Below are 11942 nucleotides of genomic sequence, written 5' to 3' on the forward strand. Positions count from 1 at the left end.
TGGCTACCCGAACAGGTGCTTTGTGCCACCGACGGGCCACCGGCAACGAGAACCGCCACGGGCGCGCCGAGAAGGCAAAGGAGAGCAAATACGTGGAAGAATCTCACCGTCGACATCGTCGACCTCCCTCTTCCAGAACATCTCCACGCGATCAGCCTAGCAGACTTGCCACTGTGGACAAACGGCATCTTTATGCGCGAGTACCTGACGGCTGTTTCGGCCGTCGCGATGATCATTTAGGCGGAGGGTCGCCGGCGCGGTATGACCTGCGTCACAGCGGACGCGGGCCTCAGCCGCCGCGGGCTTCGCGCCGGGCCTGGGCGGTGGCTTCCTTCAGGCTCGTGTAGCGCCAGGTACCGTAGTGGAAATGGTCGGCCGGCACCCGCGTGATTCCGAAGGCGTCCATCTCCGCCTGCTCGGCGGCGTCCGCCCGCTCCAGGGCACGCCGGTCGGTTGCGGTACGGCCGATGGGCGGCGGGGCGGGGGTCAGGGGCGCTTGTAGTAGTCCGCCGCCTTGTTCTCGAACGCCTCGGCCCGCGCCTTCGAGCGCGTCGACTGATCGGCGTAGAAGCTGTCCTGGGCCGCATCGACACGGGCCCGCTCGGCGTCCCGCCCCTGCACCGCGGCGCGCTCCGCGGCTTCGCGCGACTGCATGGCGGGGCGCCAGGGCGTGGGTGCGCGATCAGTGGGGTCGGCGGCCGTGATGGCGCCGGCCCGGGCACCCGATGGAGCACCCGATGGAGCGCCCGCCGGTGCGATCGGCGGCGCGTCGGCGGCGGCGACGCGGCCCGACAGGCCCGCCGCCGTTAAACCGGCCGACAAGAATCCGGCCGCCACCATCCCGGCGATGCCGAACAATGCCAGACGCCGCGTCCGCGTCGAAAGCTTCGCTGCCATACCGCTTCTCCCTGACGACGATCCCGCCCATGCGGGGGATCCCGGCGGCCGGACCAGAATAAACCCCTGTCCGCACCGCGCCCCAAGAACGATATGGCCCCGCCATCACGGTAAAACAGCGCGCATTCTCACGAACAGGCGCCACTTCATGTAATTATCGTGCCGCTCTTGTTTTCGGCCCCGCAAAAGAGAACCCTGGCAGGACCGGCAGAATATCTGTCCGACCGAGGGACTTTTTCATGGCATTCGCCGAAAATTCGCCGCCGCCGCGTCATCCGTGGCTGCTCAACTGGATCCGCCTGAACGGCAATGCGCTGAGTTGGATCCTGCTGCTGGTCGGGCTGCTCCTGGTGGGGAGCCTGGCGGGCTTCCGCTGAGGGCGGGCGGGCTTCCGCGGCGCGGGGAGCAGAGCCGGGCGCCGAAGGGTGGCGCATCGCCGCCGGCTTTCCCATGTCGGACTGCTGAATGCGCCGCAGGCGTCCCCGCGCCGGCGCGCGCGCCGACAGCCGCCAGACCGAACAGCCGAGGTAATGGACGCACTCACATCGCTGCGCGGGATCGCCGCCGTCCTGGTCGTCGTCTACCATTTCTCGGGCGGCTTCCTGCCCAACCTCGAGCTCGGCACCCATTCCGAGTTCGTGCCGAAGAGCTATCTCTGGGTCGACCTGTTCTTCGTCCTGAGCGGCTTCATCATCACGCACGCCTACGGCGACAGTTTCGCCGAGCGGGTGCGGTGGGAGACGGCGAGGCCATTCCTGTTCGCACGCATGGCGCGCATCTATCCGCTGCACCTGTTCGTGCTGGCCGCCTTCGCGCTGCTCGAACTGGCGAAGTGGGGGCTGGAGGCGTCGGGCGAGGCGGAATTCCGTGCGGAGCCCTTCGAGCACGCCAAGCATCCCGGCGCCATCGCGACCAACATGATGATGCTCCAGGCGGCGGGGGTGGAAGACGGCCTGACGTGGAATGGACCCGCCTGGTCGGTCGGCGCCGAATGGTTCGCCTATCTGCTGTTCCCGTTCTTCATCCTGCTGGTGTTCCGGATGGGCTGGATCGCACGCGTACTGCTGGTCGCCGCAGCCGGCGTCGGCCTCGCGCTGATCTCCGACTACGGCCGCAATCTGGACGTGACGTACGACTACGGCGTCCTGCGCTGCGCCTTCGAGTTCAGCCTGGGCGTGGTGCTGTACCTCGCCTACCGGTCGGTTCCCGGAACGGCGGCGCTCGGCCGAGACGCGGTCCTGGCGGCGGTCCTCGCGGCGATCCTGACGGTCATGCATCTGGGCTATCGCGACATCCTGCTGGTGCCGCTTTTCGGACTGCTGATCGTCGGCCTCGCCGCCGGCGGCGGCACGGTCGCGCGGATGCTGAGCGTTCGGCCGCTCGTCTGGCTCGGCGAGATATCCTACTCGGTCTATATGAGCCACATCTTCGTGCTCGAGCTGGTGGACACCGGCTGGGAGTTCTTCCTGGACGAGCGCTTCGCCAAGCGATGGAACGACGTCGAATCGCTCGGCGTGCTGCTGCTGCTGCTCGGCGTGGTGCTGCTGCTGTCGGCCGCGCTCTATCGCCGCGTCGAGCTGCCGGCGCGCGAGGCGCTGAAGCGCAGCCGCTTCGCGCGGCGCTATGTCCAGCCCTCGCCTCGAGCGCAGTAGGCCCGAGCAGTCCCCGGACGCGACAAGGGCGACGGAACCGCCGCTCCGTCGCCCTTCCGCGGATTCCCGTGGGAAGCCCCGCGCCTACTGGCGCATCATCGCGACGATCCGCTCGCGGAGCTGCGGGTCGGCCTGGGCGGCCCGAGAGATCTGGTTGAACTCCTCGACCGACATGCCCTGCTGCTTCACGGCGCCGACCATCTCCTCGGTCGCCTGCTGCTTCATGGTCTCGGCCTGCTCCGGCGCCGCCTCCGACACGCGCGGCTGCCACTTCTGGCGGATCGTCTGAACTTCGGTCGCCGCGGCGGCGAAGGTCTCCAGCTGTTGGTCGCTCACGTTCGTCATCGGAGCGGGCGCCGTCTGGGGGGCCGCCTGGGGCTGCGTCTGCGCCTGGGCCAGATCACGGGCGGCCGTCGGACCGGCGAGCGCCACCACCATCGCGGTGGCCATCAGCGGGGCCATCAGGGCGGTTTGAGCCGTTCGGTTCATGTCGTCCTCCTTTGTTCAGTACGATCCAGGCGACCTGGGGCCGCAATCCGGGACGCGCAACCCCTGGCCGCCGCCCCGTTCGAAGCCGGCAACCCCTCACCGAACGGAAAAACTGCGGCGCGACGGTGAACCGGATGGCGGCTCGGCGGTTGGTAGGGTCACGAAGCGACGCCGGGTGCCCGTCGGCGCTCGGGCCGGACGAAACGGGGCGCTCGCCCCGCCCCGGCCGTCGCGAACGCACCGACCCAGCACCGGGCCGGCCGCGCCTTTACCGGACGACAGGAGTTCACATGACCTACGGCAAGACGACTGCCCTCGCCGCCGTCCTCGCCGCCGCGCTGACGGCTCCGGCCATCGCCGCCGGCACCGCACAGCAGCAGGGGACGATGCAGCAGGGTACCGGCGCCGACCGCACGCAGACCATGGAACGCGGCGCGACGGGTACGGGCGCAGCCGGCACGGGCATGCAGACCGGAACCGGACAGGATACGAGCGGTGCCATGCAGACCGCTCCCGCCGGGGTGACGCGCGACTGGGAGAACAGCCGCGCCATCGACCAGGCGACGTTCCGCGCCGAGGACATCATCGGTCGCGACGTGGTCAACCTCGAGGGCGAGGATGTCGGCGAGGTGAACGACGTCGTCATCGCCAACGGCCGCGACGAGATGTTCCTCGTGGTCGGCGTCGGCGGCTTCCTCGGCATGGGCGAGAGGGACGTGGCTCTGCCGGTTTCCGACCTGCGCATGTCCTCGGACAATGTCCTGCTGATGTCCCAGAAGAGTGAGGACCAGCTGAAGGAGATGCCCGAGTTCAAGGAAAGCGACTATCGCAAGTTCGAGCGGTGATCTTCGGGCTCACCCCCTATGACCAACTCGGAGCCGCAAGGCGTGCGGCTTCTTTCTTTGTCCGGCTTGTTCAGGACGCGTCGAAGGCGGAATGGTAGCGCACTGTCCCGGCCGGCGGTGCCGCCGCAAAGGGCAGGCACAGGAAGTATTCGGGCGGCACGCCGTCCAGTCGCAGCGCGGGATCCGGCGCGAAGCCGAAGCGGCGATAATAGGCCGGATCGCCCAGCACCACGCAGCCGGCGGCGGCGCGTTCCCGGAGGCGGGAGAGGCCGTGGAGGATCAGCGCCCGGCCGATGCCCCGCCGCTGGCGGGTCGGATCCACCGAGACCGGTCCGAGCCCGTACCAGCCGCGGTCGGTACCGTCGATCGTGATCGGCGAGAACGCGACGTGGCCGACAACGCGTTCCTGCTCACGCGCGACGAGCGAGAGCGTCAGCGCGCCGGCCTCGCGCAAGGCATCGACGATAGCCGCCTCGGTGCCGCTGGCATGCGCGGCATCGGCGAACGCCGCGGTGGTGACGGCGCGGATCGCGTCGGCATCCTCCGGCCGCTCCGGGCCGATCGAGGTAACAGCGCTATTCGTCATGCTTCTCGGTCTTACCGAAATCCGTCAGTGCCCGCAGCGCCAGCCCGCGCGCCGACGGCGGCCGGCGGCGCGAGGGGAACGGGCGGATCAGCGTCATCGCCGCGACGGCGAGACGGGCGGTGAGCAATCCATTAAGGATGCCGATGCCGGCGCGGCGCGAGAGCTTGCTGGCGATGCCGGCGCCGAGTGCCGCACCGATCGTGTCGTCGCCGATGTCGAGGGCGCCGCTCGCCAGCACCGCGCCGAGGCTCATCCGCAGCAGGCGCAGGGTGGCGATCCAGCCGGGCCGGCCACCATAGAGCCGCGCCATGCGGCGCAGCAGGGCGGCGACGATGACCGTGCTGACCGCCATGTCCATGAAGGCGAAGGGGCTGACCGCGGTGATCGCGGCGGCGCGGCGCACGGCGGCGACGGCCAGCGCCTCCGCCCGGCGGTCCAGGGGTGCGATCACCTCGCGGTCGACCAGATGCAGCAGCGCGTCACCGTCGAGGCCGGCCTTACGCTCGTCGACGCGCGCCCAGGCCCATTCCAGGTCCGGCCGGCCGCGATAGAGACGGCGCAGGCGCGCCACGACCTTGGCCGCGGCCTGGGGGTCACTGCCGGTCTCCTCGGCGCGCGCGGCGGCGAGGCGCGCGGCGCGCAGATCGTCGAGGCTCTCCAGCGCCAGCCACTCGCGCACTGCCGCCAGCACGAATCCCAGCACCAGGGCGGCGATGCCGCCGACGATCAGCCAGGCCGGCCAGGCGCCATCGGCCAGCGCCGCCGTCACCAGCCCCTCCAGCGCCCAGGCGGTGGCGCCCGTGACCGCGAGGCCGAGCCCGGTGCCGATCAGCCAGCGCACCCAGGGACGTCGCTTGCGCAGTGCCGGATCGGGCACGCCGGTGACATCGGCCTCCTCGGCCGGGCGGGTCGCTTCGATCTCCAGCGTGTGCGCGGCGAGAGCGACGCCGGGCAGTTCAGGTTCTGCGTCGCGTTCCAGTTCGTCGAGCGGCCGGCTGCGCGGCGCGTCGCGGTCGTTCATGCCAGCCGGTCCCCGGCGCTTCGAAAGGTCCGCACCGGACGCCCGGGGCGGTCGTCGCGCTTATATGGGGGCCCGGCGCGGCGTGTCGCCCCTCGGCGCGCGGCCTCGGCCGGGCGCCACCGGAAACGGCTACCAGCGGCGTTCGTACTGCTTGCCGCACATCAGCATGTCGATCCTGGTGCCGTCCGCGGCGAGCGGCAGCCAGAGTGCCTCGTACGTCACCGGCACAGGTGAAGAGACTTTGCCGCCGACGGCGAGCGGCCGGCGTGTCTCCAGCACCCGCGCGCAGGCCTGCAGGAGGTCGTCCTTCGCCGGCTGGTATGGCCACTCGTCGAGGAACCGGCCGGTGTGGTCGTGCCGCACCTGGTCGACCAGGCGGGAGCCGTGCAGGCGCACGCGGAGGCGACCGCCGTCCGCCAGTTCGATCAGCAGTATGTGACCGAGCATGAACTTCAGCTCGATCGGGTCGAACATGCCGCGGCCGGGCAGCGCCCCGCCGGGACGCTTCTGCCGCCACAGGTCGAGCAGCCGGACGAGGTCCGGATGCTCCAGATGAATGGACTCGGTCACGATGGTCCCCTTTGTCAGGGGCGCATCCTGCGCCGCGGCGGCGGCTTCGGCGTTAAGACGCGGCTTAAGGCCACCGACACGGCGGGCGCCGGCGGCTTAGGCCCGCGCGGCGGCGGGCATGGACCACCGGATATGGGGCCGCGGGCATGGAGCCGCGTTAGGCCAGCCAGTCGCCGATCAGCATCTCCACCGCCCGGTCGAGCCGCAGGTGCGGCCACGGCCCGGCGGGATCGAGGCCCGGCGGCGGCAGGAAGCGGGCGATGCGGAAACTGTCCCGCGCCCCCCAGGGCCCCCGGTCGGCCGGTCCGCGGTCAGTGAGCCCGGGATCGAGACGGCCGGGAAAGTGCGCCACGTCGCGCAGAGCATCTTCGGTACGGCCTGCGACATAACGCCGGTCCTCGTCCTTCGACAGCACCTCGCGCGTCGCCCGCAGGGCGGCGAGGCTGATCACGTCGAGTTCGGCACCGCGATAGGCTGTGCGGCGGATGCTCTCGCCCAGGCTGCGGCGCAGCAGGTCCTCCATCGCCGGATGCTGGTCCGACGGCAGGTGGTCGGCCTTGCTGGCGGCGAACAGGACGCGGTCGATGCGCGGGCTGAGCCAGCGCGGCAGCCAGCCGGACCCGCCGATCGCCAGCGCCTTCAGCACGGCGTCGAGCGACTGCGACACCTCGGCGAGCGGACGCCCGCCGGCGCTCATGTGCGCGCCCAGGTCGACCAGCACGACCTGACGGTCGAGCCGGGCGAAATGGCGCTCGTGGAAGGCCTTCACGACATGGCTGCGATAGGCGCGGTAGCGCTCCTCCATCAGCGTGCGCAGGGAACTGCGTGCGGGACGCGCGCCGGGCGCCTCGGGGGGCAGCGGGCAGAAGGTCAGCAGCGGCGAGCCTTCCAGCTCGCCCGGCAGCAGGAAGCGGCCGGGACCGAGCAGCGTCGCCCTGCCCTCCGCCGCGCGGCGGGCACGCAGATACGCGGTGTAGCGGCCGGCGGCCTCCAGCGCCGCGGTCTCCGCGGCGGGATCGGGGGCGTCGGGGTCGAGCGTGTCGAGATGTTCCAGCCAGGGTGCGGCGAAGGCATCCGCCGCCGGCTGGCGCGCCAGGGCCAGCGCCCCGGCCGACCATTCGGCGAAGGAGCGGTCGAGCAGCGTCAGGTCGAGCAGCCACTCGCCCGGATAGTCGAACAGGTCGAGATGCAGCAGCCGGTCGCCGAAGGCCGAGACGAGCCCGGTCGGCCGGTAGCGGATCGAGACGCGCAGTTCGGCGATCGAGCGCGTGCTCTGCGGCCAGGCCGGCTTGCCGTCGCCGTTCGCGGCATGCCCGGTCAGCTGCGCGACGCAGGCCTCGTAAGGGAAGCGCGGCAGGTCCTGGGACGGTTGCGGCCGCAGCACCGCCACGTCGAGCCGCTCCTCGCCGACGACGGACAGGCGCGTCATGCGCGCCGGATGCAGCAGGCCGTGCACGAGGCTGGTGATGAAGACGGTCTTGCCAGCGTCGCTCAACCCGGTCACGCCGAGCCTCACCCGGCGCTCGGTCAAGCCGCGGCCGATGTCCAGTGCCTGGTCGAACAGGTTCATGCGCCGGCGTCAGCCTCTTCCCGCACGGCCACGCCGGCCGGGTCTTCGGATCGCAGTGTCGACCCGAAGAGATGGGGACGCTCGGCAGGAGTGCCTAGGCTATGCCTCGGCCGCCCCCTTCGACCCGGGCGGCTTGAGCACGTCGTAGTTTCGGTTCTTGTACCAGGTCATGTACTGGAGATAGGTCGTCGGCTCGAACCTCGGCGGGTGGTCGGCGTCGATGGTGGTGGGGACGGCGGTGATGGGCCAGTCGATGTTGCAGTCGAAGAAGAACGGGATCGCATAGCGCTCGCGGCCGGAGCGGTTGATGACGCGGTGGGGCGTGGCGAGGAGGCGGTCGTTCGACCAACGGCGCAGCATCTCGCCGCCGTTCACGATGAAGCTGCCCGGGATCGACGGCGCGTCGATCCAGTCGCCGCCGCGCGTGCGAATGGAGAGGCCAGGGATCTCGTTCTGAGCGAGCAGCGTCATGAAACTGCTGTCGACATGCGGGGCGATGCCGAACTCGCCCTCCTCGACCACGTCCTGACGCGGATAGTGGGTCATGCGCAGGTTGAACTGGGGATCGCGGAAGGGCTCGTCGAAGAAGTCGGGCGGCATGCCGAGCACCGTCGCGTAGAGCGGCAGCAGCGACGTCGCGAGCCGCTCCAGCGCGTCGCAATAGGCCACAACCGTGGCGCGGAAGTCCGGCATGTCGGTCGGATCGGGCCACTGGTTCGCCGGGCGGAAGGGCTTGCCCGCCAACACGTCGGGATGGTCGGGCGGCAGGTCACGCTTGATGAACAGCGCCTCGTTCAGGTTGCCCTTGGTGTTCCTGTTGATCTCCGAGGTGCGCAGCGTGTCGCCGCGCATCGGCAGGTAGCCCACCGCCTGCTCGTTGAACTTCATCCGCATCTTCGTATCGAGCGGCTGGGCATGGAAGGCGGCCGCCGCGGCGAAGGCGGCGTCGATCAGCGCTTGCGGCACGCCGTGGTTCACGACGAAATAGAAGCCGACGTCGGTGAGCGCGTGTCTCAACGCATCGGCGGTGCGTGCCAGCGCACCTGCCTCGCCCGCCAGGTAGGGACCGAGGTCGATGACGGGAATGGCGCTCGCCGGCGCCTCTGATGCGATGGAAGGGGCACTGGCTGTCATGGCATCCTCCTGTTCGCCGGAATCATGCACAGGTCGAGCCAGCCGCCCTCTCCTCCCCTCTCGAACGAACCTCAGTGATAGCCGGCGTGCGGGTCGACCTTGCCGCGGAACACCCAGTAGGCATAGGCGGTGTAGCCCAGCACGAAGGGCATCATGATCGCCACGCCGACCAGCATGAAGAGCTGCGTCTCGGGCGGCGACGCGGCGTCCCAGATCGTGATGTCGGGCGGCACGATGTTGGGGAACAGGCTGATCGCGAGACCCGCATAGCCGAGCAGGAACAGGAACAGGGTCAGCAGGAACGGCAGCCGCTCCCGGTCGGTGAGCAGCGCGCGCACCAGCCAGAGGGTGGCGAGCACGACCAGGATCGGCACCGGCGAGAGGTAGAGGATGTTCGGCCAGGAGAACCAGCGCCGGCCGATATCCGCATCGAGCAGCGGCACCCACAGGCTGACCGCCACCATGAAACCGAGCACGGCGATCAGCAGAGGCATCGACACCCTGTAGGCCCAGCGCTGCAGCGGCCCGTCGGTCTTCATGATGATCCAGGTCGAGCCGAGCAGGGCGTAGCCGGCCGTCACGCCGAAGCCGACCAGGATGCTGAACGGCGTCAGCCAGTCGAAGGGGCCGCCCGCATAGGAGCGGTCGACGACCTCGAACCCCTGGACGAAGGCACCCAGGACGACGCCCTGGGAGAAGGCGGCGACCAGAGAGCCGAGACAGAAGGCCCAGTTCCAGACGAACTTGCCGCGGATCGCCTTGAAACGGAATTCGAAGGCGACGCCGCGGAAGACCAGCGCCACCAGCATCACGATGATCGGCAGGTAGAGCGCCGGCAGCAGCGTGGCATAGGCCAGCGGATAGACCCCGAGGAGGCCGCCGCCACCGAGCACCAGCCACGTCTCGTTGCCATCCCAGACGGGCGCCACCGAGTTCATCATGATGTCGCGTTCGTCGTCGGTGGGCACCGTCTGAAACAGGATGCCGATGCCGAGGTCGAAACCGTCCATCAGCACGTACATGCAGACGGCGAAGGCGATCACCCCGGCCCAGATCAGCGGCAGGTCGAGTTCCATGACGTCCCCCCTTATTCGGCCGGCTCGATGCGTTCGGTCGGCTGCGACAGGGGCCGCATCGGCGTGCCCGGGATCGGCCGCGAATGGTCCTCCGGTGTCGGTGCCGCCGGACCGATCGAGATCATCCGCAGCATGTACCAGGTGCCGGCACCGAAGATCGCGAGGTAGGCCACGACGAACAGTGCCAGCGAGAAGCCGATGCTGGTGCCCGGCACCGGCGAGGACGCGTCGGCCGTGCGCATGAGCCCGTAGACGATGTAGGGCTGACGCCCGACCTCGGCGACGAACCAGCCCGCCAGGACGGCGACGAAGCCGGATGGCGTCATCAGCATCCAGAACGTCTTGAACCAGCGTGTTTCATAGAGGCGCTTGCGCCACAGGAGCCAGGCCCCGAAGAGCCCGGCGAAAGCCATCAGGAAACCGAGCGCCAGCATGACCCGGAAGGACCAGAAGACGATGGCGACGGGCGGGCGTTCCTCGACCGGCCAGTCCTTCAGTCCCTGCACCTCGCCCTGCAGCTCGTGGGTCAGGATCAAGCTGCTGGCGTAGGGGATCTTCAGGGCGAAGCGCGTCTCCTCCCGCGCCTCGTCCGGCCAGCCGAACAGAATGAACGGGATGCCGGGGCCGGTATCCCAATGGCCCTCCATCGCGGCGACCTTGCTCGGCTGATGCTCCAGCATTTTCAGGCCGGTCATGTCGCCGATCACGATCTGCAGCGGGGCGAAGATTGCGGCGAAGCCCACCGCCATGCCCAGCATGATCCGCGACTCGGCGATATGGCGACCGCGCAGCAGGTACCATGCCGCGACGCCGCCGATGACAAAGCAGGTCGTCAGGTAGGCGGCAGAGACCATGTGCGCGAGGCGGATCGGGAAGGACGGATTGAACACCACCGCCCACCAATCCAGGGCGTAGAAGATGCCGTCGCGCAGCTCATAGCCGGCCGGCGTCTGCATCCAGCTGTTCGCCGAGATGATCCAGAAGGTCGAAACCAGCGTGCCGACCGCGACCGCGCAGGTGGAAAAGAAATGCAGACCGCGGCTGACGCGGCCGGCGCCGAACAGCATGATCCCGAGGAATGTCGCCTCCAGGAAGAATGCCGTCAGCACTTCATAGCCGAGCAGCGGCCCGAGAACGTTGCCGGTGGCGTCGGAGAAGCGGCTCCAGTTCGTGCCGAACTGGTAGCTCATCACGATGCCCGACACGACGCCCATGCCGAACGACACGGCGAACAGCTTCACCCAGAAGCGGTAGAGCCGGATGTAGGTGTCGTTGCCGGTGCGCAGCCACTGCGCCTCCAGCACCGCGAGGAAACTCGCCAGCCCGATCGTGAAGGACGGGAAGAGGATGTGGAAGGAGATGGTGAAGGCGAACTGGATCCGCGCGAGGAGGAGAGGATCGAGCTCCATGGGCTGGCTCCGAACCGCGTGCAGCGTGACCGTGAGCTTAGACTACCAGGGGCCCCTGCCAACCCACCCCGCGCCCTTGCGACGAATGGGCACTGCCGGGCGGATCGCCCGCGCCGATCGAAGAAAAACGGGGCGACGCACGATTGTCTGGAATAGAACGCTGGGCGGTGCGTTCACAGAGCAAGATGCGCGTCGCGCGACACGCCGCCGGCAACGGCGGCGGAGGGCCTGCCGGCAACGGCCCCCAGCGGACGGCAGCCCGGCGCGGCGCGCATCCCTCCTCCAAGGCCGTACCTTCCGACGCCGGATCGAAATGCGAACCGCGCGTCGGACTTTTCTCGGCCGAATATTTCCATTATTGTGGAGATATGGAGAAGAAGACGGCCATAGCCGCGCTGGCGGCGCTCGCCCAGGAAACCAGGCTCGACATCTTCCGCCTGCTCGTCCAGGCGGGCGGCGGCGGGATGCCCGCCGGCCTGATCGCGGAGCGGCTCGCCCTGCCATCGGCCACGCTCTCCTTCCATCTGAACCAGTTGAAGCATGCCGGACTGGTGACGTTCCGACGCGAGGGACGGTCGCTGATCTATGTCGCGGAGTACGACGCGATGAACGGCCTGCTCGCCTTTCTCACGGAGAACTGCTGCCAGGGCGAACGCGCCCCGTGCGGCGGTCCCGGCCCTCTGAACGCATGAA

General features: G+C 69.3%; 13 protein-coding genes. 4 read left to right on the top strand and 9 right to left on the bottom strand.

Annotated features, from left to right (window positions below; all coding sequences use genetic code 11):
- Positions 1-486 precede the first annotated feature (486 nt).
- Positions 487-897 carry a hypothetical protein gene (locus ABIE65_RS02030; RefSeq protein WP_354075188.1) on the bottom strand — a complete coding sequence of 137 codons (411 nt, stop codon included), beginning with the start codon at positions 895-897 and terminating at the stop codon, positions 487-489.
- Between the two features lie 239 nt (positions 898-1136).
- On the opposite strand from ABIE65_RS02030, the gene ABIE65_RS02035 reads away from it, so the two are divergent.
- Together ABIE65_RS02035 and ABIE65_RS02040 are read left to right on the top strand one after the other, a co-directional pair.
- Positions 1137-1274 carry a hypothetical protein gene (locus ABIE65_RS02035; RefSeq protein ID WP_354075189.1) on the top strand — a complete coding sequence of 46 codons (138 nt, stop codon included), beginning with the start codon at positions 1137-1139 and terminating at the stop codon, positions 1272-1274.
- A gap of 153 nt (positions 1275-1427) precedes the next feature.
- Entirely contained in the window at positions 1428-2549 is a 1122-nt protein-coding gene (locus ABIE65_RS02040) for an acyltransferase family protein (RefSeq protein ID WP_354075190.1), read from the top strand.
- 84 nt (positions 2550-2633) lie between these two features.
- Here the strand turns inward: ABIE65_RS02040 and ABIE65_RS02045 are convergent, their stop codons facing one another.
- Positions 2634-3038 carry a DUF4168 domain-containing protein gene (locus ABIE65_RS02045; protein WP_354075191.1) on the bottom strand — a complete coding sequence of 135 codons (405 nt, stop codon included), beginning with the start codon at positions 3036-3038 and terminating at the stop codon, positions 2634-2636.
- Positions 3039-3328: 290 nt separating this feature from the next.
- Here ABIE65_RS02045 and ABIE65_RS02050 point away from each other — a divergent pair, with 290 nt between their 5' ends.
- The gene (locus tag ABIE65_RS02050; protein ID WP_354075192.1) at positions 3329-3883 is read left to right on the top strand and encodes a PRC-barrel domain-containing protein; all 555 of its coding nucleotides are present in this window, start codon (positions 3329-3331) and stop codon (positions 3881-3883) included.
- Positions 3884-3953: 70 nt separating this feature from the next.
- On the opposite strand, the gene ABIE65_RS02055 is transcribed toward ABIE65_RS02050, so the two are convergent.
- The 7 genes from ABIE65_RS02055 to ABIE65_RS02085 all read right to left on the bottom strand — a co-directional run bounded on the left by ABIE65_RS02055 (position 3954) and on the right by ABIE65_RS02085 (position 11249).
- A complete protein-coding gene (locus ABIE65_RS02055) occupies positions 3954-4469 on the bottom strand; it encodes a GNAT family N-acetyltransferase (RefSeq protein ID WP_354075193.1) in 516 nt (171 codons plus the stop codon).
- A complete protein-coding gene (locus tag ABIE65_RS02060; RefSeq protein WP_354075194.1) occupies positions 4459-5490 on the bottom strand; it encodes a TIGR01620 family protein in 1032 nt (343 codons plus the stop codon). The genes ABIE65_RS02055 and ABIE65_RS02060 overlap by 11 nt, the downstream gene beginning before the upstream one ends.
- 129 nt (positions 5491-5619) lie before the next feature.
- Positions 5620-6060 carry a PAS domain-containing protein gene (locus tag ABIE65_RS02065; protein WP_354075195.1) on the bottom strand — a complete coding sequence of 147 codons (441 nt, stop codon included), beginning with the start codon at positions 6058-6060 and terminating at the stop codon, positions 5620-5622.
- Positions 6061-6217: 157 nt separating this feature from the next.
- Positions 6218-7630 (bottom strand): YcjX family protein, encoded by a 1413-nt coding sequence (locus ABIE65_RS02070; RefSeq protein ID WP_354075196.1) that lies wholly within the window; start codon positions 7628-7630, stop codon positions 6218-6220.
- A 99-nt stretch (positions 7631-7729) separates the two neighbouring features.
- Positions 7730-8764 (bottom strand): isopenicillin N synthase family dioxygenase, encoded by a 1035-nt coding sequence (locus ABIE65_RS02075; protein WP_354075197.1) that lies wholly within the window; start codon positions 8762-8764, stop codon positions 7730-7732.
- A gap of 71 nt (positions 8765-8835) precedes the next feature.
- A complete protein-coding gene (cydB, locus tag ABIE65_RS02080; RefSeq protein WP_354075199.1) occupies positions 8836-9840 on the bottom strand; it encodes a cytochrome d ubiquinol oxidase subunit II in 1005 nt (334 codons plus the stop codon).
- Between the two features lie 11 nt (positions 9841-9851).
- Positions 9852-11249, bottom strand: coding sequence for a cytochrome ubiquinol oxidase subunit I (locus tag ABIE65_RS02085; protein ID WP_354075200.1), 1398 nt, complete (start codon positions 11247-11249; stop codon positions 9852-9854).
- Positions 11250-11617: 368 nt separating this feature from the next.
- On the opposite strand from ABIE65_RS02085, the gene ABIE65_RS02090 reads away from it, so the two are divergent.
- Entirely contained in the window at positions 11618-11941 is a 324-nt protein-coding gene (locus ABIE65_RS02090; RefSeq protein WP_354075201.1) for an ArsR/SmtB family transcription factor, read from the top strand.
- Position 11942 lies beyond the last annotated feature (1 nt).

The sequence above is a fragment of the Constrictibacter sp. MBR-5 genome (genome assembly GCF_040549485.1).
Lineage (GTDB): Bacteria > Pseudomonadota > Alphaproteobacteria > JAJUGE01 > JAJUGE01 > Constrictibacter.